Origin of the sequence: Pseudarthrobacter sp. ATCC 49987, assembly GCF_009928425.1 — a bacterium.
Lineage (GTDB): Bacteria > Actinomycetota > Actinomycetes > Actinomycetales > Micrococcaceae > Arthrobacter.
In genome coordinates, this window is record NZ_JAABNS010000001.1 from 2,487,563 (window position 1) to 2,511,102 (window position 23,540).

A 23,540-nucleotide genomic window follows, 5' to 3' on the forward strand; every position below is an offset into this window, starting at 1 on the left:
CTATTTGCTGACGCAGGCGATGGAATCCGGTCCCAGCGGCGAGGATGCCCCGTCGCTGCGGACGATCATGACCTGGATGCAGCTGGGTTCGGCCGGATTCGCCGCAATCTCGGCGGCCGGCCCGGCGGATGACTGGTAGTCGCCGTCGCCCTTGAGTGTGTGGACCCGCCACTTGTAGCTGTCGCCGGGTTTGGGCTGCGGATTGGTCCAGGTGAAGCTGACCTTTCCGGCCGGGCCGGCCACCCCTGCCAGCGCGGTGACGTCCGGGACGGTGCCGTTGTCCAGCGCGTCCGCGGGCGGTTTGCTGACCTGGTCCGTGGCTTTCGGTGCCGGCCCGGGCCGGGTGGTGCCCGCCACGATTCCGAGGACGACGGCGGCCACCAGGACGGTGCCGCCGACGACCGAGAGCAGCAGGTTGCGGCGGCCGTGGCCGGCCGGGTGCTCCCCCGCGCCGTCGTCCGGGCCGCCTGCGGGGGCCGCCGCACTGGAGCGGTTGACAGTGGCCGCGAGGTCGTCGTCGGGGGCGGCGGCGCCGGCAGGAGGACCGGCGCTCCCCGGCGCGTCGAAGGCGGGCATCGCCGGCGGGCGCTGGACGGTGGCGAGGTTGTTGGCGGCCCCGTTGTTGGCGGCCCCGTTGTAGGTTGTGGCGTTGTCGACCGTGGAACTGGTGTCCGTGCCGGGGAACCTGGCCGGGAAAGTCGGGACGTTGCCGGTGGCGTCCGGGTCGATCGAGGCGACGCTGCGGACCCGGGTTTCCTCGAAGCCGTCATCCGGGTGGTTTTCCTCGGCGCGCGGCTCCTCCAGGACTTCGAACGATGTCACGGAGAGGTTCAGTTCGGCCTGGATCCGCTGAAGGGCCAGGGCGAAGGCGTGCGCCGAGGAGTAGCGGGAGGAGGCGGACTTGGCCATCGCCGTCGAGAGCGCCAGTTCCAGGGATTCCGGCACATCGGCGCGGCCCAGTTTCGGCACCGGCCGGTTGGTGATCCGGGAGATCAGCTCACGCTGGGAGTTGTCCGCCCCCGGCAGCACAAACGGGGACCGCCCGGCCAGCAGGGTGTAAAGCGTGGCGCCGAGGGCCCAGACGTCCACCAGGACGCCGTCGACGTGGTGGCCGGTGAACTGCTCCGGCGGGGACCACGGGATGGACATGCCAGCGTCCTCATCGGCGTCCCCGGCGAGGGTGCCGGAGATGCCGAAGTCGGTCAGGGCCGGCCGGTTGTAGTCAGTAACCAGGATGTTGGCGGGCTTGATGTCGCGGTGTGCGATCCCGGCCCGGTGGGCGGTCTCGACGGCGGACGCCACCTGGATACCGACGGCGAGGACCTCATCCACGCTGAAGCCCTGCCGCCGGTACCGGACGTCCAGGCTGGGCCGGGAGCAGTACTCCATGGCGAGGTAGGAGTGCCCGGTGTCGGTGATCTCGGCTTCGAAGATCGTCACGATGTACGGGTGCGAGGACAGCTGGGCCATCAGGTTCGCTTCGGATTCGAAGCGGCGGCGGGCGCCTTCGGTTTTCAGGTCCGAAAGCAGCACCTTGACGGCGACCTTGCGGCGCGGCCGGTCCTGTTCGTAGAGGTAGACGTCGGAGAAGCCGCCGGAGCCGAGCAGGCTGATGTAGGTGAAGCCCGGAATGACTGGCGGCGGGGCTACGGGCCGTTTTGAGCTCACGGGATCTCCTCAAAGCGCAGCGAGATGCCGTCGCCGACTTCTGCGATGTCGCCGTCGAGCAGGATGGCCATCTCGCCCTGGGCGAGCCTGCGCGGGGGCTGGCCTTCACGGATCAGGACGGTGCCGTTGGTCGCCTTGAGGTCGCACAGCATGACGTGCCAGCCCTCGAGCCGGACCTCCACGTGCGAGCGGGAGATGTCCCCGCTGGGACTCGCCACCTGGACCAGTCTGGGCATCACCCCGCCCTGGACGCGGGACACGGAAGGCTGGCGTCCCACGATGAGTGACTGGTCGAGGTCGACCAGTTCGCCGCTGGACAGCCGCATCCGGCCCAGGCGGGGCCGCCGGACCTGGACGCCTTCGCCGGGCAACGGCTGGGCGCAGCGGCCGCACTGGGCGTAGGTGGAGGGGTTGGCATGGCCCTGCGGGCAGACGCGTGCCAGCACCATGGGTCCGGTGGCCGGTGCCGCAGCCGGCCCGGTGGACGGTCGCGCTGCGCCGTCCGGCAGCGCGCCGGGTCCCGCGAGATCGCCCTTCATGATCGTCTGGCCGTCGTGGTCGGCGTCGGTTTCCGGCAGCGCGGCCGACAGCTGGACACGCTGCGGGACACCCGCCTGCGGGGCCGACGGCGGCAGCGGTGCGGCCGGCAGCGGTGAAGGTGCTGTTGGAGGGGCCGGCCACCCGGGCGTCCGGGACGCGGTCGACGAGGCACGGTCGCCGCCGGTGTGCCACGGGACGGAGTCGATCAGCCCGGTGGACGGCGGGCGTGGTGCCGCGGGCGGCGCGGGAGCAGGAGCGGCCTCGGGTTCCGCAGCCTCCAGCGCTGCCACCGGCTCCGGATCGGGCGCTGTTTCGGGTGCGGGGTCGGCGCTGGCGGACCCGGCAGCGGGTTCGGCGTCGGCGTCGGGATCCTCGCGGACGGCCGCGTCTTCGATGTTCCGCATCACCGTCTGTTCCCAGAGGTGGTCGTAGGTGCCGGTTGGCTCCTGGTCGGCCGTCTCCGGAGCCGCCGGCTCCTGCGGCCCGGACGGTTCCGGCTCATGCCCGGCCAGTTCCGGTTCCGGTTCCGGTTCCGGTTCCGGTTCCTCTTCCGGTTCCGGTTCAGGTTCAGTGAGCGGCTCGGGTTCCTCGTGCAGGGTCCCGTCCAGCTCGAGGTCCTCGCCGGGGAACTCAAGTACGGTCGCCGACGACGCCCCGTGCTCGCTCAGTTCAGCCGCGTTCCCGGCTTCGGCTGCAATGTCGGCTTCGGCTGCCGCCAGGATGTCGTCGTCCGGCGCTGCCACTTCTTCTGCCGCCGCCCGGACTGCAACTGCCGGAACTGCAGCTGCCGGAAGACTCAGGGAGGGTTCGCGTGCGGCGGCTCCGGTGAGGTCCACCCGCAGGCCCTGGAGCAGGACCACGCCGTCGGCCAGCGGAAGGTCCAGGGCAGCGCCGGGCGCCCCCGCGGCTTCGGCGCCGGGAACGGTCAGGCTGAATCCGTCAGCTGCCGCGAAGCGCCGTTCCGTCCAGGTGGTGACGTCGCGGCCGTTCAGGTCCACCGGGCCGGAAGGCAGGTCCACGGTGAGGTCGATCCCGCCGCGCAGGAAAGCCTGCACGGAGCCCCGGTTGGCCACAATCGCGAACCACGGCAGCCGGGCGAGCGAACCGCCCGAGGCCGAGGACACGGCGTCGAGCACTTCGTGCGCTTCGGGGACGGTGGCGAGGAGTTCCCACAGTGACTGGACCAGGGCAGGCGAACTGTCCGGGCGCAGGAGCACCACGGTTCCGGAGCGCACCACACCGAGCCAGCTGCCAGGGGTGTAACGCGCAGCAGCGGCGGGGTTACTTCCTGACATCAGTCGCGTCCTTGCCCTGTCCTTGAACAGCCTGTCCTGCAACAGCCTGGCCGTCCACAGCCTGTCCTTCGACAATCCGGTCCTCAGACGCCAGTTCCCCGTTGGGGGCCAACTCCAGTGCGTCCGTGCGGGGCAGGGTGTCCTCGTCCTCCGCTGCGGCGGCGCTGCGCGGCGCTGTCCGGGCGGCGCCGTCGTCGTCGCTGACATCCGTCGCGTCGAGCACAATACAGGTGACATTGTCCCGGCCGCCGCTGCGCAGGGCCGCCTGGATGAGCTCATCCACGGCCGCCTGCGGGTCCGCGTGGGAACGGAGGATATTGGAGATGTGCTCGTCGTCGAGTTCGCCGTTGAGCCCGTCGGAGCAGACCAGGATCCTGTCGCCTTCCTCGATGGGCAGCAGCCAGTAGTCGGCCTCGATCTCGTCGCCGGTGCCAAGGGCACGGGTGACGACGTGCCGGCGCGGGTGCACGGCAGCCTGCGCCTGGCTGATCTGCCCGGCGTCCACGAGCTCCTGGACCTCGGAGTGGTCGACGCTGACCTGGCTGAGCTGGCCGTGGCTGAGGCGGTAGGTCCTGGAGTCGCCGATATTGAGGACCAGCCAGTACGGCGCGCCCATCTGCTCCACCACCACGACGCCGGAGAGTGTGGTGCCGGCGCGGGCTCCGGTGGCCTCGCGGATGCTTTCGTCGGCCATGAGCAGGTGCTCCTGCACGACGCCGGCGGTGGCGTCCCGCTTCCCGCTCGCCAGCTGCGGGATCCGCGCGAGCGTGCGGACGCAGATGCCGCTGGCGATCTCCCCGGCCTCATGCCCGCCCATGCCGTCCGCGACCGCGAAGACGGGGTCGGAGGCAATGAAGGAGTCCTCGTTCATTTCGCGGCGCAGGCCACGGTCGGTGCCGTAGCCGCAGTTGAGCCGGAGGCTGGAGGAACTGCTGGAGGAACCGCTGGAGGAACTGCTGGAGGAACCGTCGGGCGCCGGCACGGGTCCGGCGTCGGAGTTGGCTGAGGGGGGAACGGCGGCCGGCTGGGGAATCATGCCTGTCCTAGGTAGAAGGAGCGGTCACCGAAGTGCACGGTGGAACCTGGGCGGACGTGGGTGGGCTCCCCCGCCGCGAGGGCGGTACGGATGCCGTCCGGGGTGGTGACGGCGCTGCCGTTGGTGGAGTTGCGGTCCGTCACCCAGACGCCCCCGTTTCCGGCAAGCAGATGGAGGTGGGTCTTGGAAATGGAACGGCCGGGATCCGCGACCGGGATGAGCTGCACCGGGTCCTCGCCGGGGTGTCCGGCGGGGTTCCGGCCGACCAGCACCGTACGGTCCAGCTCGATGTCGCGGCCGTCGTCCAGCCGGATCCGGAGCATCGCCACGGTGACCGGGGCGTGCGTGTCGCCGCGGACCTGGGTGCGGTCGTGGTCGTCGTCGGGGTGGGTGCCCGGCGGAACGGCGGCAGTCCGGGCGGGCGGCGCGAACGACGCCGGCTGGGGAACCGAAGGCTGCGCGGCTGCGCGATGTGCGGCGGCGGGCTGCTGCACAACGACCGGCGGTTGCACGCCTGCAGCCGGCTGCCGCTGGTGGGGATGGAGTACGGCCGGAGCTGCGGCCAGGGCCCCCGCCAGCGGCGAGGCGACCTGCTGGACCGGAGGAAGGTCCAGCGGCGCGAAGCTGTACGGGCCCTGGATGCCGCCGGTGGTGATCGGGTTGCGGCCGGCCTTCACATCGAAGACGAGGGTCTTGGCGGCGGTATCGTGCCAGCCGCGGAGCTTGCCGTTGGAGTCCCAGGAGCTGGAGAGCACCACGACGACAGCCCAGGCTGCGGCCAGGAACACCAGCGGCCCCAGCACCAGGAGGGCGATGCCGAACCACTGGAACATCATGACGGCCGCGGTGGCGATCACGGCGAGCAGCACGCCGGCGCCGGTGATAAGGCCGCGGAGGAACACCGCTCCCCCGCCCGGCGCGAAGCCGTCAGCATCAGTGCTGCGGATGCCCATGAGGCTGTTGCCGGGGGTCACGCCGGAACGGCTTTCGAGCGTGGCAAGAACCACGGTGTAGATGACCGTGAGGCCCGCACCGATACCGCCGAACAGCACCAGGGACGACGTGTCGTACACGATGAAGCCGCCGCTTTGGCTCCTGGTGATCCCGGCGGCACCGATCGCCAGCAGGATTGTCAGGATGGCGACTGGCGGCAGCCAGTCCAGGACGGCGGCACCCAGCCGCTTTCCGGCAGCGGCGGGTACCAGCTCAAGCTTGTTCGGCTTGGAAGGACCTCCCCCTTGTCCGCGGCCCGTGGCCGGGCCTTGCGTTACCGGGATACTACCGGGGATCAGTGGGGCGAGGGGCAGCTCCCGCACATTGCGGGCGTTCCGGGCGGAACGGTTGCTCAGCGGCGTGCCGCAGGAGGTACAGAAGGCAGCCCCCTGGCGGAGCGGCTGCTGGCAGCGCGGGCAGCGTTCGGCGTCGTCGGTCATGGCTCGTGGTGGTTCTTCCTGGCGGGCTGGCTGGCGTCGGCTGCGGTGCCGGCGGCCGCATCAGGGTGGGCTGCTGCCGCCGGGCCGGACTCCACTGTACCTGCCGGCGTTTCCGGACCTGCGGGCGCGGCGCGTTTCCTCCCGGGGAGGCGCAGCTTGAGGCCCCCGGCTGTGAGCACGGCCCGGCCGTCGGCCAGCAGGGAGCGTGGCGAGAACCGGGCCCGCTGCCGTCCCCAGAACCCGAGCGTTCCGGTCATCTCCTTGAGCGAGCCGTCCACGATCTCCCAGTACTGCCGCACCTGGTCCTCGCTCGGCTGGCCGGCACCGAAGATTGCGGCGTCGGCCCGGTGGGCGAGCAGCGTGGTGGTTCCCTGGGCGGCCGGGAACGCGTCGGCGAGTACGACGGCGGACTCCCGCCGGGTGGCGCGGCTGTCCACACCTGCGCCGAGGTCGGTCGCGAGGCTGACGACTTCGTTCCAGCCGCCGCCGACGCGCTGCGTCGGGGGGCCGTCGCTGAAGCGGGCCTTCCGGCGCCGGGATTTCAGCAGGGCGATCAGCAGCAGCGGCAGCGCCAGGATCCCGACCGGGATCAGCGCGAGGCCAATCGCCGTCAGGAGAGGGCCCCAGAACAGCCAGGGGTTGTTCTTCTTCTCGTCGGCATCCAGCGCATCCGGTGAGGAGTCCGGCGGAAGGTCCGCGGGCTCCTGCGGCGGAGGCGGCGGCTGCAGCACCTGCGGCTTGGGTTTGGACTTGTTCTCCGGATCCGGCGGGATCGGCACGTTGTCCTTCGGCGGGGTGGGGTCGAAGGACACCCAGCCGGCGCGGTCGAAGGCGACTTCGACCCAGGCGTGGACGTCCTTGCCGGTGATCTGCACTTCGCCGGCGCCGTTTTCCGGGCTCTTGGGATCCGGGTAGAACCCCATGACCACGCGGGAGGGGATGCCAAGGTGGCGCAGCATCAGCGACATCGCGACTGCGTACTGTTCGTCGTCGCCGAGCATCTGCTTGGCGGTGAGCAGGCTCCGGATGCGGTTGGCACCATGGCCGGAGACGCTGGGGAGCTGGCCGTCGGCGATCAGGCCGTTGCTGAAGGCGCCTTTCTGCTGGAAGTGCGCCTCGACCTGGCGGACCCGGTCGATGGCCGTGGGGGCGTCGGCGGCGAGGTCGTTCGCCTGGGACCCGATGACGGGCGGCACCTCGGCGGGGTCCGGCAGGGAGATCTTGGCGAAGTCGTACTGCGTCAGCTGCCCGTGTTCCAGGGTGGCGGGGTCGGCCACCTGGACGCGGTAGGAGTCGCCCTTCGCCAGTCCCTTGGTGGTCACTGCCGTGTCCGTGCCGGCGTTGAAGTACAGGCCGGAGGCCGCGCCGGAGCCGTCGCGGGCGAAGCTGATGCCGGTGGTCCTGCGGCCGCCAGGGAGGAAGTAGCCCTGGTAGTCCTCGATCGTGATGTCAAGGGCATAGTTGTTGCTGGGCACGATCCCGCCGGCGTCCGCCAGGGTGTTGATGGATTTCGCGTCGCCCACCTTGCTGAAGCTGCCGGAGCCGTTCGGGTCCATGTTGTAGTTGGTGCCGTTGAAGGAGTCGAGCGCGGCGAGCCGCACCCGGGCGTCCTTGGGCAGGCCCTTGACGACGAAGAGGTTGTCGTCCTTTTTGTCCTTGACGAAGTTCCGGAAGCTCGCCAGCGGGGTGACGTAGTCCTTGGGGTCGAACGGCGGAACGATCGTGTTGCGCAGCACCCGGCGGTCGTCGCCCGCGGTGACCAGGGGCGACGCGACGGCGGTGATTCCGATGGCGATGGCGATCACGGCGGCGGCGGTGCCCAGCCGGCGCAGGGTGGCGGCGCGGGCGGTGGCCTCATCCGTCTCCAGCCGGTTGACGGAGACCTTGCGGGTGTCGCTGCGGCGGAGCGCGTCGCGGCGGAAGGTGGCCCAGGCGATGGCGACCACGGTGAGTGAGATGCCGCGTTCCACGGTCAGGAATCCGGCGTTCGTGCTGAAGGCGATGCCGGTGATGAACAGCACCAGCACCGGCAGCAGCGGCCAGTACGGGCTCTTGAGCCGCCAGATCAGCAGCCCGGCGGCCAGCGCGGTGAGGAGCGAGCTCAGGAACGGCACAATCAGGGTCCCGCCGGCGGTGCCGACCGGGACGCCGACGGTGAGCATGTCCTTCCAGGCGAACACGACCCCCAGCAGCAGCGTGCGCAGTGAGTCGAGGGTGGGCAGGACGCCGGCGATCGAGGCCTCCGGGACTGCCAGGGCGGTGCCGAACACGAGGTACACGCCGAGTGTGAGGGCGCTGCTGATGAGCAGGCCAAGCCGGAAGTGCACGTTGGCCGCGGCGAGGGCGAGGCCCAGCAGGATGCCGCCGAAGCCTGCGATCAGGTAGTACGGGTCGCCGCCGAAGCTGAGGCTGAAACCGAGCACGCCGAGGCCGAGCAGCACGGTGAGGGCGCCGGCGTCGAGCGCGGGATGCCAGGCCGGCTGGCCCCCGGCGAAGCCGGAAGGTGTGCCGGAACGCTTCGCGGCCGGTGTGTTGTTCCGGCGGCGTGGCGTTGTTGCGGTGCTCATGCTGCCGCCTTTCTCAGCACGATGGCCAGATCAGAGAGGTCGCCGAGGGTCAGTACGGTCAGGTCCCCGATGTTGGCCCGGGCCGGGGCGGCGCCGGACTGGAGCCGGACGGCGAGGCTGCGGACGCCCATCGGCACCGAGGACGAGGCGGAGCGCAGCTGGGTGGGGGTGACGTTGCTGCCCACCACCAGGAATACGACGGAGGCGTTGGGGACGGTGTCCGCGAGGCTCCGGGCGAGGTCGACGGCGGTTTTGCGCTGCGGTGCGCCGACGATCCGGGTCATGTCATCGAGCATGTTGCGCCCGGTTTCGCAGCGCAGCGGGCCTTTCTGGGTCAGCACGTCGAGGTCGCGCTGTTCGCGGATCGCCTGCCGTCCGATCGAGGCGGCGGCGGAGATGGCCAGCTCGAATTCCTCTTCGGAGGCGTATTCGTCCGTGTTGATGGACAGCGAGATGGCGAGGTGGGCGCGGCGGGTTTCCTCGAACTGGCGGACCATGAGCTTGTTGGTGCGGGCGGTGGTCTTCCAGTGGATGTGCCTCCGGTCGTCCCCGGGCACGTAGTCGCGCAGGGCGTGGAAGGACACGTCGGCGCTGGACAGGTCGGTGGTGGGCATGCCCTCGAGGTCGCGGATGAAGCCGGCGGCCGAGCCTGCCAGCGCGACGGTTTTCGGGTGCACGAACAGGTCCTCGGGTTCGGTCCAGAGCACCTGGCGGCGCAGCAGGTGCAGGGGGTCGGCCCGGACGGAGCGGACGGGGCCAACCACGATCACGGCGCGGCGCGCGGTGGGGATGGTGAACAGGTCCTCATGGACCTGCTGGGGCTTCATTCGGGGCAAGTGGAACACCGCGGTGGCTGCGCCGACCGGGAGTTCCAGGTCCGCGGGCAGAAGGGGGCGGGCGGAGGTGTTGGAGACCTTGATGCTGCCGACGGCGCTGTCCCCCACCGCCACGCGGGTCCGGGCCAGGTCCAGGACGACGCCGTAGGAGGACCGGCCCAGGATGAAGCCGACCGCGAGGACGAACAGGACGAACGCGGCGATCGCGGCCGCCTTGGCTTCCTGCCAGCCGAAGGCCTGGCCCACGGTCCACAGCAGGACCGAGGCCGCCAGCACGAACCAGCCCAGGACGCTCACCACGGAGAGGACCGGCCACACGTAGCGCAGCCAGAGCGCGCGGACGGCACGCCAGCCCGGGGCGAGGGCGAGGCGGGCGGTGCTGCCGGCCTCGGCCCAAAGGGACGCAGGATGCAGGCGGGTGGGCCTGCCGTCCCGGTGGAAGGGCCGTGGCAGGCGGTCAGCAAGCCGGGTCAGCGGAGTGCTGGAGGACATATGGGTGCCTTTGTTCGTGCTGGGTGACGGGGTGCCGGTGGTGCTGGGTGCTGCTAACCGGTGCCCTTAGGCAACGGAGGCGCGCTGCTGTGGTGCGGCAACTTCGCCGAGAACGCGCGCCAGCACGGCGTCGGCGGTGGCGCCGGAGAACTCGGCTTCCGGATCCATCACCAGGCGGTGGGTCCAGACGACGGCGGCCAGGTCCTTGATGTCATCCGGGAGCACGAAGTTGCGGCCCTGGCTGGCTGCCCAGACCTTGGAGGCGCGGACCATGGCGAGGGCGCCTCGGACGGAAACGCCCAGGCGGGTCTCCGGGGCAATGCGGGTCTCCTCGCAAAGCCGGGAGATGTATTCCAGCACGGCAGTGTCCACATGGGTGGTGGCGGCGAGGTCGGCCATGTCCGCGATCGCCTGGGTGGTGATGACGGGAGTGATGTCCTTGGAGCGGTCCTTGAGGTTGGCGCCGCCGAGCAGCTGCACCGTGGAGGCGTGGTCCGGGTAGCCGATGGAGGTCTTGATCAGGAAGCGGTCCAGCTGGGCCTCGGGCAGCCGGTAGGTGCCGGCCTGCTCGATCGGGTTCTGGGTGGCCATCACCATAAACGGGCGGCCTGCCTCGTAGGTGGTGCCGTCCACCGTGACCCGGGATTCTTCCATGACCTCGAGCAGTGCTGACTGGGTCTTCGGTGAGGCCCGGTTGATTTCGTCGGCCAGGACGATGTTGTTGAAGATGGGCCCCTTGTGGAACTCGAACTTCTGCGTCTTCTGGTCGTAGATGGTCACGCCGGTAACGTCGGAAGGCAGCAGGTCCGGGGTGAACTGGATGCGGTTGTTGGAGCCCTGGACGGTGGCCGCAAGGGCCCGGGCCAGCGAGGTCTTGCCGGTGCCCGGGGCGTCCTCGAAGAGGACATGTCCCTCGGCCAGCATGGCGGTGAAGGTCAGGCGGATGACGTGGGCCTTGCCCAGGACGGCCTGCCCGACGTTGGCGACGAGCTTTTCGAAGGTGCCGGAAAACCATTCGGCCTGTTCGGTGGTCATGGTCATGGGTTGGTCCTCTTCTGTTCTGGGTGGGAATGTTTGGTGTGCCGCCGGCGGGGTATCCCGCCGTGTCCGGCGGTCAGTTTAGTGGGAGGCATCAGCAGCCGCCGGGTTTCGGACCGAAGAGGTCCACAGTGGTGGACTTGACGAACCAGTCCGGGTGGCTGCCCTGGGTCACCCGGTACCAGGGAGTGCCGTTGCCGTAGATGTCCTTGGTGCAGTTGATGTTGAGCCTTCCCTCGGAGCGTGAGACCCACCCCGCGCCGCAGGTCCTGGGTGGGCCGTCGCTATAGGAGTCCCTGACGCCGGGCTTACCGGGGCAGGTGTTGTTGCTGGCCGCATCCACCTGGATCTGGGACAGCGGCGGCGTCGGGTCCGCCCCGGACGTGGACGTGGCGGTGTCGTCGAAGCCGCAGTCGTTGCTGCCGTCCGTGCCGTTGCAGGCCCGGACCTTCAGGCTGCGGCTTGTGCTCCAGCCCCCGGCGTTGTGATCGTAGCTGCGGGCCAGGCCGACGCTCTTCCACCCGGTGCCCTCGTAGTTCACTTCGTACCGGTTGATCGGCCGGCCGTTGTCGTTCGGCTCGCTCCAGGTCCAGTGCACCTGCCCGTCGCCCTTGGCCGACGTGCCGCCCGTGAGGCTGGGCCGTCCCGGCTGGCCATAGGGAACAGCGGAACCGATGGCCTTGGCGTCCCCGGAGACGTTGTTCTTCGTGGAGACGGCGATGATGTTGACTGTGACATTCTTGCCGTTGGGCTGGCCGCCGATGGTGCCGCCCGGGGCGTTGATCGGGCCGGAGCCGTAAGCCGAGGACCAGCGGTAACTGATCTCCGAGGCCTGCGAGCCGTTGCGCTGGGCCTGGGTCAGCGGGGTAAACGTCACCTTCAGCTCGCCGGAATTGCCCGGCGCGGCAACGGTGCCGCCATTGACGGTGCCGGGCTTGCCGGCGGCCCGGACTGGCGCGGACCCCGGGCTGGTTCCGGACGTTCCGGCCTTGTTGGTGGCGGCCACGGTGAAGGTGTAGTCGGCCTCGGAGTTGTCCGCCGTGATGTTCTGCGAGGTGCCGGACACTTGCTGGGTTGCTATGGGCGAACCGCCGCGCAGCGTCGTCAGCGTGTACGCCGAGACGGGGTCACCATTATTGTTCGGCGCTGCCCAGCTCACTTTGAGCTGGCTCTGCGTGTCCACGGAACCGGCCTGGCTGGCGCTCGGCGCCGCAGGGGTGACGGGCGCGCCTGCCGGGGTCTCGGCGGCCGAATAGGCGCTCCATTCGGACGGCTCCTTGGCGTCGTTGCGGGCCAGGACACGGACCTTGTAGGCCACTCCGTTCGCCAGGCCCTTCCAGACGTAACTCACCGAGGTGAGGTTCTGGATCTGGGCGTTCTGCCCGGCCGGTGCCGGCGAGATTTCCAGGTCGTAGGACTTGACCGGTGAACCCTTGGACGCCGGCGCCGCCCAGCTGACGGTCAGTTGCTTGTCGCCGAATTTCAACGACGGCGCGGCCGGGGTATCCGGTTTGACGTCCGGGCGCACCTCGGCCGAGGCCGGGGACCGCTCTGAGGTGCCCAGGGCGTTGGTGGCCGTGACCTGGAAGTGGTACTTCGTGTTGTTGCTCAGCCCGGTGAGCGTGCAGGAGTTGGCCGGGCAGTCCTGGCTGTAGCCGCCCTCGCCGGAGACCGTGTACTTGGTGATGGCCGAGCCGCGGTCGGCGGGAGCGGTCCAGTTCAGCAATGCGGTGCTGTCCCCCACGCTCGCGGCCTGCGGGGTGGTCGGCGCGAGCGGTTTGTCCTTGACCGTCAGCCGGATCCGTGCCGTTGCGTAGCGCGAGGATTCCCCGGTCCTGTCCGCCACGGTGTAGGCCACGATCATGGTTCCCGAGAACCCGTCGGCGGGGGTCACCGTCACGGTGTCCCCCGTGACGGCGGCCGCGCCCTGGCCGGTCTCGGTCACGACGGACACGATCTTCAGCGCCGACTCCGGGAACGGGTTGGCGTCGTTGTCGAGCACCCGCACGGTGACGGGCTTGCCGGCCGCGGCGTTGGATTCCAGGTCATCGTTGGCCACCGGTTTGGGCCGGTTGGAGGCAGTGACGCTCAGCTGGTAGGTCGCGGTGGCTTCCAGCCCGCGGGTGTCCTTGGCCTTGACCTGGACTGCTCCGGTGGTCCCGGCCCCGGTGCCGTCCTTGGCCGAGGCCTTCAAGGTCTTCCCGTCGATGCTGGCGTCGAAGCCCGCCGGAACACTGCCCACCAGTTCGTACTTCATCCTCTCCACGTCCCCGTCGTCCGGGTCGGTGGTCAGCGGGGCCAGGTCCGTGGTGGTGGAGTCCGCCTTGGGCACGTCCACCTGGCTGCCCAGCAGCACGGGCGGGTTGTTCCGGTTGGGGTCCGGGAGCACCTTGGTGCGGATACTCAGGGTGGATTTCAGGCCGGCGGGGTCGTCCGGGCCGGTCCCGTCGGTGACCTCGAAGCTGAGCGAGCCGGGGCCCACGTAGTCCTGCCCTGCCGTGTACTTCAGCGCGGTGCCGCCGCCCGCCACCGGGTCCGAGCCGTCGGCACCGATCAGTTTGATCCGGTCCGTCTGGGTCAGCCGTGGCGAGCGTCCGTCGCGGACCTTGACCCATTCCTTGAGGTCCACGGTGACGGACTGCCCGGCGACGAGTTCAATGACCTCGTCTTTGGCCAGGGTGGGGACCTGCTGGCCTACCCCGGGGACCCAGATGATGGCCGTGGATTTCTGGCCGTCCACGTCCTCCACCGTGTACGGGATCAGCTGCGGCTGCTCCGTCAGTTCCACGATCATGGTGCCGTCGGCGCCGGGCCGGGCCGTGGTGGCCCCGGTGGCGATCTTGAGGTTCTCGCCGACGCCGTCGGGGTCCTCGTCGTTCCTGAGGACGGGGACGTCGACGGCGGTCCTGCCGAGTGTCTGCGCGGACGTTACGCGGTCGTCGCGGGCGATCGGGGCCAGCAGCGGGACGTCTTTTTGCACCTTGACGGCGATGGCGGCCTGGGCCGTGGCGCCGCGGTCGTCCTCCACGGAGTAGCGCACGTTGACGGTGCCTTCTGCGCCGGGGGCCAGCAGGATGATGCGGGAGCTCTGCTTGCTGACGGTTGCCTGCAGTTCCGGGGCGGCTTCGATGCCGTCGCTGACGAGCCGGATCGGGTCGCCGTCGGGGTCGGTGTCGTTGCCGGTGGCGTCGACGGCGATCTGGCGGCCGGGCCGGACCTTGACCTCGTCATCCACCGGGGTGGGCAACTGGTTCGTGTCCCCGCGCGGGGCGATGCCGACGGTTACGGTGCCGGTGTTGACGGCGCCCTGGCGGTCCACCACTTTGTAGCGGAACGTGTCCGTGCCGGCGCCGTCCCCGGCCGCCGTGAAGTCGATGAAGTTGCTGCCCACGGTGGCGGTGCCCATCGCGGGGGTGCTGTCGATCCCGGTCAGCTGGACGGAGTCGCCGTTGGGGTCGATCCCGTCGAGCTCCACCGGGATCCGCACGGACCCGCCTGCCACGACGCGTGCCGTGAGGTTCTTCGGCTGCGGGCGGGAGTTTTCCGCGCCCTCCAGCGGCAGGATGTGGATGGTGACGGCCGCGGCGCTCTTCTGTCCCTGCGGGTCGACGGCGTTGTAGATGGCGCGGACCGTCCGGGGCTCGGCGCCGGCAATGAAGCGGAGGGTGTTTTCGGAGACGAAGCTCTTCCCGTCCGTTTCGGGAACGGGCTGCGGCAAGGTGGGGTCCACCGTGAGTTTCTCGCCCTGCGGGTGGGTATCGTTGGCCAGCACCGGGATGGTGACGACGTCGTTGACGCGCACGTTCACCTCGTCCGGCTTGGGCTGCGGGGCCTCGACGACAGCGGGAGCCGGAACGGGCACCACGGAAACACTGCCGGTGGCCGACGTGGTGCCGTTGGACATCGTGTAGCGGAACGTGAACGGGTCGTTAGTGCCTACGACGTCGGTGATCCGCAGGACGCTGTGGTCGATCACGCTGACAGAGGCGGTCGAGTTTTCCGGCAGCTGGACGGACTGCAGCACCAGGACTCCCCCGGACGGGTCCGAGTCGTTGGCCAGCGGATCCAGCAGCACGCTGCCGCCGACGGGCATCAGGGCGACGTCGTGCACTGCCACCGGGTTGCCGGTGTCCTTGCCGGATTCGACATCCACCCGGATCAGGCCCTGGCTGCTCTGCGGGCCATTGCTGGCGATGTACGTCAGGTAGACGGGACCGGGAGTACCACTGCGGAAGGTGAAGGTCCCGCCGTCGGTCACGGGGCCGATTTCCGCGGTGCCGGCGGCCTCGACGTGGGCGAGGCGCAGCGCGCCGCCGTTGGGGTCGACGTCGTTCTTCAGTGGCGCGATCACGAGGTCCTGGCCGACGACGGCGGTGACGTGGTCGGCGTTGACCACCGGCTGCAGGGCACCGGGAGGCTGGACGTTCACAACGACCTTGCCCGTCGTGGTGGCGCGGCCGTCCCAGACGGTCACGGTGACGGATTTCTTGCCCGGCGCGGCGCCGGAGTCCTGGTAGGTAAGCAGCCCGTCGCGGCGGACCTTGACCTGGTCCTGTTCGTTGTCGGCCGTGGCGTCCATCAGCACGAGGTCGTCGCCGTCGGGGTCGGTCCAGTCGGTGAGGATGTTCTGGCTGACGGTCTTGCCCTGCTCTACGAGCATGGTGGTGGGGTCGCCGCGTTTGAACAGGGGTGCTCTGTTCTCGTCCGGGCCAACGACGTTCAGGGTGATGCTTCCGGCGGCGGAGAGGCCGCGGCCGTCTGCAGCGTTGTAGCCGAAGGTTTCGGTGCCGGTCTTCGCATCCGGGGGGACGGTGATCTGGAACGCGGCGCCGCCGTAGATGTTCTCGAGGCTGCCGGACGTCGGGCCGTTGCCGCCGACGGAGGCCGTCAGGACATCGCCGTCGGGGTCCGAGTCGTTGTCGAGGACCGAGAGGATGGTGGTGCGGCCCGGGCGGACGCCGACGGCGTCAGGCTTGGTTTCCGGAGGCCGGTTGGGTTTGGTGCGGTCCGGCAGGATGTTGATGGTGTTGTTGTCGGCCGACTCCTGGTCCTGGTCATTGGACTGGTTCTTGGGCGGGATGACGTCGTCCCAGTTGTTGACCAGCTGCATGTTCTGGTTCACCAACCAGACATTGCCGGAGTTCACATCGTTCAGGACCACCAGGTCCCGGTTCACCCGGAACACGTACGACGGCGACGCGGACGCTTTCGGCACATCCACCGTCTTGTCATCGGCATCATTGACGCACTCACGCACATACTTGTTCGCCCCCGACCACGCCGCATGCACACACCCGGCCAGCTGCACCGGCGCCGCCGGCACCCCCTGCCCGCCAAAGGTCACCGTCTTCGCCGTCGAACCATCCAGCGGCTGCCGCAACAACGCCTTCGGCGTCGCAATGGCCACCGCGTCCGCGGCCGGCCCGCTCAGCTGCAACTTCGCATCCCGCGCCTCCGCCAGCGCCAACTCACGCCCGCCCGGCAGGAACAACTTCCCCCGGCCCGCATCCAACACCACCGGCGCATCCCCCACCACCGCCAGCTGCAGATCCCCCGCACCCTTAAGCCCCTCCCACGTGCTCACCTTCGCGTCCGTACGCCCGCCGTCGGCATCCACGCTCGTCACCGTGACCTGCCCGGTCTTCGGATCAGCACTGTAAATCCGGTCATCAGCACCCACCGCCGACACCGTCCCGGCCGACCCCGCCAGGACCGGCTCCGAATTCTCCGCATCAAAACCCGACACCGTCGCGGGCGAGAGCGCCCACACCGTGCCCTTCGCCGCGTCCGTCACCGAAACGACCTTCGAGCCGAAACTCACCGCCGCGGCACCCGGCAACTTCTTATCCCCGCCCAACCGCATCTGCGCCGCCGACACCTGGTTCAACGTCGAGCCCGCACTGTCATCGACAAACACCGTCCCGGCATCCTGCAACACATCAAACGTCGCCGACGCCGGCGTCACCGCACCATCCAAAACCCGCGACGGATAATTCAACCGGCCCACCGCATTCTTGGACTTCGACACCACCCACACGCCACCATCATTCAGCTCCACCTCCGTGGTCTTGAACCCCGGATAAATAATGGCCCCGGTGACCAGCACCGCCGCCGCGGATGCGATGGCGGTGGCGGTGAGCAACTTCCTGCGCCGTTTGTTTGAGACCGGATGATGGGGGCGCAGCGTGTTGGACCCGAATATTTTGGACCCCGGCTTCTTGGACCCCAGGGCGCGCAGACGTGTCACAGCTCAGATTTCCTTCAAGACGGCATCGTGGTTCCCCGGCAGGCCCGAGACAAGGCCGCCCACTTCCCGCGACAGCCTACCGGTCGTTCCGGGTGTGTGCGATGGGCAGGACTGCCCACCGGCCGGCGCCCGGCCCGGGCCCGGCGCGGCTATGGTGTTGCTCCGACCGGGAAGGTGCAGAGCGGGACACCGCTTTGGCCGGGCGGTCCGATCGTCGTGTGCCGGGAATCGATCCAGCGGGTCTGGTTCGGCGAACCGCGCATGATGTAGTACCACTCGCCGTTCCCGCTGTAGGGGGTGCCGTGCGGCTTCCAGCACATGATGTCGAAGACATCGGATGCGCCCATCCAGGGCCGGTCGGTGCCGCCCTGTCCGTCGCAGGTAAAGTTTCCCGGCTGGCTGTTGTCGTAGGATGTGGCGCCTGGCAGGTCCGTGCAGCTGCGATACATCCCGGAGTTGAGCCTGGTGGTCCATCGGGTCTTCTCGGTCCCGGACTGGGCGGAGGCCGAGGCGATCGCCCCGCCGGTGCCGAGGGAGTTGACCGTCTGGACCCGGATCTGGTGCGGTTCGCTGAAGCCGCCGGTGTTCACAGTCCGGCTTCCGGAGGCGGCGACCCGTTCCCAGCCGCCGTTGTCGATACTGATCTGGGTGTAGGCGACGTCGTTGGTCGTCGTCGACGGCGAGCTCCAGCTGAAGCTGAGGTTCCGCTGGTTTTCGGCGCCGTTCTGTCCGGACGCCGAGGGGGTTCCGGGTGCGCCGTACGGCGTGGCGGTGGCCCCGGTGCTGGCGTCGGAGCTGGGCGCGACGGATGAGTTGGCGGTGACCGTGATCGTGGTGGCGGCGCCGTTGGTAAAGCCGCCGACCTTCTGGCCGGGAGTGATCCCTCCGGTTTTTCCGCTGGGGCTGGCGTAGTAGGTGTAGCTGACCTCGCCGGGCTGGGAGCCGTTGCGTCCGGCCGCGTCGAGTTCCCGGAAGTTGATGACCACGGCCCTGCCCGCGCCGCCGGTGTCCGCGGCCGTCGCGCTCACGCCGGAGACCTGCCCGAGCTTGCCCGTGGCACGGCGCGGCGCCGAGGCCGCGCTGACGCCGCCCTTGCCAGCCTTGTTCTCGGCCTGGACCGTAAACGTGTAGCCGGTTTCGGAGTTGTTCGCGGTGAAGTTCGCGGTCCGCACCGTGCCGGCAACCATCTGGGTCTGGGTGGTACCGCCGCCGCCGCTCATGGTGACGTAGTAGTTCTTGATGGCGTCGCCGTTGGTGTTCGGCTCGCTCCAGTTCACCTTGAGCTGGTTGGAGGTCCCGACGGCGGACGCCACCGACGTCGTCGGGGCTGCCGGGGCGGCCGGAACGCCGGCCGGGTTGTCCTCGGCCGAATATTGTCCCCAGTCGGAGGGGCCGAGTTCGTTGACGGCCTGGGCGCGGACCTTGTAGCGCACGCCGTTGGTGAGTCCGGGCCAGGTGTAGCTGAGGCCGGCCACCCCGTTCTTCACGGCGATCCCGCTGGCCGGCGGCGGAGAGATTTCGAGGTTGTAGTTCTTCACAGCAGAGCCTTCGGACTTCGCCGCGGGCCAGGCGATCACCATGTTCTTGTCCCCGGCTTTGACCGTGGGGGCCTCCGGCGGCGAAGGCTTCTCGTCAGGGCGGATTTCGTTGGAGGCCGGCGACGGTACGGACTCCCCCACCTCGTTGGTGGCGGTGACGGTGAAGACGTACTTGACGTCATTGGTCAGTCCGCTGAGTGTGCAGGTGGTGGTGGCGCAGTCCTGGCTGAAGCCGCTTGAGCGGACGGTGTATTTGGTGATGGTGGCGCCGTTGTCCGAGGGCGGAGCCCATTTGAGCACCGCGGTCCGGCTGCGTACATCCGTCGCCGAGGGTGCCGAGGGGGCGTCCGGCTTGTCCCGGACCGTGATCCGGACCCGTCCGTCGGTCTGCCGGGAGACGTCGTCGGTCTTGTCCATCACGGTGTAGCGCACCACCATCACGCCCTTGAAGCCGGCGGCCGGGGTGAGCGTGATCGAGTCGCCGGCAATGGCTGGCTGTCCGGCGGCGGAGCCAGTTTCCACCGTGGCGGCGACAATCTTCAGCGGGGTGTCGCTGAAGGGGTTGAAGTCGTTGGCGAGCACGTTGATGGTCTCGGTCTTGCCGGCGTTGGCCTTCTCGATGACGTCCTCGTTGGCAACCGGCAAGGGCCGGTTGGAGGCCACGACGGTTGCCGTGATGCTGGCCTTGACCGGCTCGGAGCCGCCGTCGGTGACCTTGAGCGGGATGCTGCCCTTCCAGCCGGCGGCCTTGGCGGAGTCCGCGGTGACCTGCAGGGTCCCGCCGTCCACAGAGGCCTTGAAGCCTTCGGGCAGCGTGCCGTCGAGTTCGAACGTGAGCTTCTCCTGGTCCCCGGAGTCGACGTCCTTGGCCAGGTTGCCCAGCTCCAGGCTGGCGGACTCTGCCTTGGGCACGTCCAGGGTGGCCCCGCTGAAGCTCGGCGGGCGGTTGGCGTTCGGATCGGGAAGGACCTTGGTGATGATGCTGAGGGTGGACTTGAGGCCCTGCGGATCGTCCGGTCCGGTGCCGTCGGTCACTTCGAACGTAACGGAGCCCGGGCCCACGTAGTCCTTGAGCGCGGCGTAGCGCAGCGCGCTGCCGTTGCCGGCCACGACGTTCTGCGGGTCAGCGCCCTGCACCCTGACGTTGTCCACCTGGGTGATCCGGGGCGTGCGGCCCTCCCTGACCCGGACGTAGTCGTTCAGGTCCAGGTCGATCTGCTTGCCGGCCATCACTTCGACGACGTCTGTTTTGACCAGCGTGGGGTGCTGTTCGCCCTGGCCGGGGACCCAGATGACCGCCGTCGCGCTTTGGCCGTCGACGTCGGTGACGGTGTACGGGACCAGTTGGTCCTTCGGCGCGAGCGCCACCCGCACGCTGCCGTCGCCCACCCGGGCGTTCGGGTTGCCGTCGGGCAGGCTGATCTTGAGCTCGGCGGCGACGCCGTCGGGGTCGGAGTCATTCTTCAGGACGGGGACGTCGACGGCGGATTTGCCCAGCGTTTCGGCCGGGGTCACCACGTCGTCTTTGGCGACGGGCAGCTTCAACGCGGCGTCCGGGCTGACCCGGACCCTGATCACGGCGCTGCCCTGGGCCTTCTTGTCGTCCTGGATCTTGTAGCTGACGCTCTCGTTGCCGGCGGCGCCGGGGGCGGTGAGGAGCACCTTGCCGCCCTCGGCCGCCTCGACCCCGAGTTCGGGGCGGGCCTCGAAACCGTTGCCGACCAGGCTGATCGGGTCCCCGTCCGGGTCCGAGTCATTCTGGAGGGCCTCGACGGCGATCTTGCGGCCTGGCCGGACGTCCACCGCGTCATCCACGGCGATGGGCTTCTGGTTGTTGGCTTCCTGCGGCGCGATGCCGACGATGACGGTGCCGGTATTTTCGGCGCCGATCCGGTCCCGGACGCGGTAGCTGAAGGTGTCCGTGCCGGCGGCGTTGCCGGCGGCGGTGAATTCGAGGTAGCCGTCCTTGACCACGGCCGTGCCCATGGCGGGGGCCTTGTCCACGCCGGTGAGCTGGACGGAGTCGCCGTCGGTGTCCACGCCGTCGAGCGGCACCGGAATACGCACGGTCATGCCGGCCACCACGCGGGCGGTGAGGTTTTTGGGTTCGGGGCGGGTGTTGCGTTCGTCGTCGCGGGCCCGGATGCGGATGGTGACCTGCTGGGAATCCGATTGCCCGGAGGCGTTGGTGACCTTGTAGATCGCGTAGGCGGTCTTCGGGACCTCGCCGGCAATGAAGCGCAGCACGCCGCCGGCGGTGAAGATCCGGCCGTCCGCGGCGTCCGGCTGCTGGGCCAGCACCGGTTCGAGGGTGAGCTTGCCGCCGTTGGGGTCGGTGTCGTTCTCCAGCACGGGGATGGTGACGACGTCCCCGGCGCGCACGGTCGCCTCGTCCGGTTTGGCCTGCGGCGCCTGCAGCTTCGAGGGTGCGGGGACCACCAGGACGGCGATCTCCCCGCTCGCGGAGGACTTGCCGTTGGAGATGGTGTATTTGACGCTGAGCTGGCCCTGCGCGCGGACGTCGGTGATCCGGACGACCGAATGGTCCAGCACGGCCACGCTGACCGGCAGGCCGTCGGCCGCGGTCACGGACTGCACCACCAGCACTCCTCCTGAAGGATCGGAGTCGTTGCCAAGAACGTCCACCAGGACGCTGCCGCCGCTGGGCAGCAGGGCGGTGTCGCGGACGGCCACCGGGGCGCCGTCCCCGCCGCCGGGGACGACGTCGACGCGGACCAGCTGCTGGGCGCTGGCAGGCCCGTTGGTGACGAGGTAGGAGACGTAGTGGGCGCCCTGGGCGGTGGAGTTGAACGTGAAGGTCTGCTGGTCCGCGCCCATGGTGGCAGTGGAGTTCCCGTCCGGGGTGACCTGCGCGAGGCGCAGGGCGCCGCCCTGGGGGTCGGAGTCGTTCTTGAGCGGGGCGATCACCGTGTCCACCCCGGCGACGGCGACGAGGTGGTCCGCGTTGGCGATCGGCGGCAGCGCGCCCGCGGCACGGACGTCGACGGTGACCTTGCCTTCGGTGCTGGAGCGGCCGTCGGAAACGGTGACCGTGACGGTCTTGCGTCCGGGTTCGGAGCCGGCGTCCTGGAAGCTGAGCAGGCCGTCGGGCCGGACCTTGACCTGGTCGCGGGGGTCGCTGCTGGCCGCGCCGACGACGAAGAGGTCGTCGCCGTCGGGGTCGATCCAGTCGGTGAGGATGTTCTGGCTGACGATCTTGCCGGACTGCACCACGAGGGTGGTGTTACGGTTGGGCTTCTGCCGCGGTGCGGTGTTCTCCCCCGGCGGGACGATGTTGAGCGTGACGTCGGCGCTGGCGGAGAGTCCGCGGCCGTCGTCCACTGTGTATTTGAAGGTTTCCGAGCCGGTCTTGTCGGCCCCGACGCTGACCTGGAAGCCGGTGGCGCCGTAGATCGGCGCGAGCAGCCCGGATTTGAGCGGGTCCGGGGTCCGGACGGTGAGGATGTCGCCGTCCGGATCGGTGTCGTTGTCCAGCACGGGCAGGATGGTCGTCTTGCCGGCGCGCACGCCGAAGGTGTCGGGTTTGGCGGCGGGTGGGCTGTTGGGTTTGGTGCGGTCCGGGAGCACGGTCTGCTGGACCTCGTCGGCGGAGTCCTTGTCCGCGTCGTCGGAGGTCTGCTGTGGCGGGATGACGTCGTCCCAGTTGTTGACCAGCTGCATGTTCTGGTTCACCAACCAGACATTGCCGGAGTTCACATCGTTCAGGACCACCAGGTCCCGGTTCACCCGGAACACGTACGACGGCGACGCGGACGCTTTCGGCACATCCACGGTCTTGTCATCGGCATCATTGACGCACTCACGCACATACTTGTTCGCCCCCGACCACGCCGCATGCACACACCCGGCCAGCTGCACCGGCGCCGCCGGCACCCCCTGCCCGCCAAAGGTCACCGTCTTCGCCGTCGAACCATCCAGCGGCTGCCGCAACAACGCCTTCGGCGTGGCAATGGCCACCGCGTCCGCGGCCGGCCCGCTCAGCTGCAACTTCGCATCCCGCGCCTCCGCCAGCGCCAGCTCACGCCCGCCCGGCAGGAACAGCTTCCCCCGGCCCGCATCCAAGACCACCGGCGCATCCCCCACCACCGCCAGCTGCAGATCCCCCGCACCCTTGAGCCCCTCCCACGTGCTCACCTTCGCGTCCGTGCGCCCGCCGTCGGCATCCACGCTCGTCACCGTGACCTGCCCGGACTTCGGATCAGCACTGTAAATCCGGTCATCAGCACCCACCGCCGACACCGTCCCGGCCGACCCCGCCAGGACCGGCTCCGAATTCTCCGCATCAAAACCATTCACCGTCGCGGGCGACAAAGCCCACACCGTGCCCTTCGCCGCATCCGTCACCGAAATGACCTTCGAACCGAAACTCACCACCGCCGAACCCGGCAACTTCTTATCCCCGCCCAACCGCATCTGCGCCGCCGACACCTGGTTCAACGTCGAGCCCGCACTGTCATCGACAAACACCGTCCCGGCATCCTGCAACACATCAAACGTCGCCGACGCCGGCGTCACCGCACCATCCAAAACCCGCGACGGATAATTCAACCGGCCCACCGCATTCTTGGACTTCGACACCACCCACACGCCACCATCATTCAGCTCCACCTCCGTGGTCTTGAACCCCGGATAAATGATGGCACCGGCAACCAGCACGGCGGAGGCGGCAACGAGGCCGGTCCCGGCCATGAGGCGCCGCTGGCGGTCGGTCAGGGGACGGGTGAAGGGGACAGCCTGCGGGCGCGCCGGACCCGTCCGGCGGCTTTTGGGCCGCAGGGCTGCAAGGAAGGTCTTCATGTGTGCTGTGTCCCCCCAGAAGGTCACGGCCA

Annotated in this window: 9 protein-coding genes; all 9 read right to left on the reverse strand. The window is 69.3% G+C overall.

Translation table 11 applies throughout. From position 1 onward, the window contains the following. Entirely contained in the window at nucleotides 1-1,668 is a 1,668-nt protein-coding gene (locus GXK59_RS11690) for a serine/threonine-protein kinase (RefSeq protein WP_160666941.1), read from the reverse strand. Next, a complete protein-coding gene (locus GXK59_RS11695; protein ID WP_160666943.1) occupies nucleotides 1,665-3,503 on the reverse strand; it encodes an FHA domain-containing protein in 1,839 nt (612 codons plus the stop codon). Before GXK59_RS11695 ends, GXK59_RS11690 begins: the two co-directional genes overlap by 4 nt. After that, nucleotides 3,490-4,539 carry a PP2C family protein-serine/threonine phosphatase gene (locus GXK59_RS11700; protein WP_160666945.1) on the reverse strand — a complete coding sequence of 350 codons (1,050 nt, stop codon included), beginning with the start codon at nucleotides 4,537-4,539 and terminating at the stop codon, nucleotides 3,490-3,492. The genes GXK59_RS11695 and GXK59_RS11700 overlap by 14 nt, the downstream gene beginning before the upstream one ends. Continuing rightward, complete coding sequence (locus GXK59_RS11705; RefSeq protein WP_160666947.1) at nucleotides 4,536-5,972, reverse strand: RDD family protein; 1,437 nt, start codon at nucleotides 5,970-5,972, stop codon at nucleotides 4,536-4,538. Before GXK59_RS11705 ends, GXK59_RS11700 begins: the two co-directional genes overlap by 4 nt. Then, nucleotides 5,969-8,539: a transglutaminase-like domain-containing protein gene (locus GXK59_RS11710; RefSeq protein WP_160666949.1), complete on the reverse strand. Its 2,571-nt coding sequence runs from the start codon at nucleotides 8,537-8,539 to the stop codon at nucleotides 5,969-5,971. Before GXK59_RS11710 ends, GXK59_RS11705 begins: the two co-directional genes overlap by 4 nt. Continuing rightward, nucleotides 8,536-9,867 (reverse strand): DUF58 domain-containing protein, encoded by a 1,332-nt coding sequence (locus GXK59_RS11715; protein ID WP_160666951.1) that lies wholly within the window; start codon nucleotides 9,865-9,867, stop codon nucleotides 8,536-8,538. Before GXK59_RS11715 ends, GXK59_RS11710 begins: the two co-directional genes overlap by 4 nt. A gap of 66 nt (nucleotides 9,868-9,933) precedes the next feature. Further along, nucleotides 9,934-10,908 carry an AAA family ATPase gene (locus GXK59_RS11720; RefSeq protein ID WP_160666953.1) on the reverse strand — a complete coding sequence of 325 codons (975 nt, stop codon included), beginning with the start codon at nucleotides 10,906-10,908 and terminating at the stop codon, nucleotides 9,934-9,936. A 91-nt stretch (nucleotides 10,909-10,999) separates the two neighbouring features. Then, nucleotides 11,000-17,047 (reverse strand): Ig-like domain-containing protein, encoded by a 6,048-nt coding sequence (locus GXK59_RS11725; protein ID WP_237394003.1) that lies wholly within the window; start codon nucleotides 17,045-17,047, stop codon nucleotides 11,000-11,002. 254 nt (nucleotides 17,048-17,301) lie between these two features. Beyond that, the gene (locus GXK59_RS11730) at nucleotides 17,302-23,400 is read right to left on the reverse strand and encodes an Ig-like domain-containing protein (protein ID WP_160669124.1); all 6,099 of its coding nucleotides are present in this window, start codon (nucleotides 23,398-23,400) and stop codon (nucleotides 17,302-17,304) included. Between the last annotated feature and the right edge of the window lie 140 nt (nucleotides 23,401-23,540).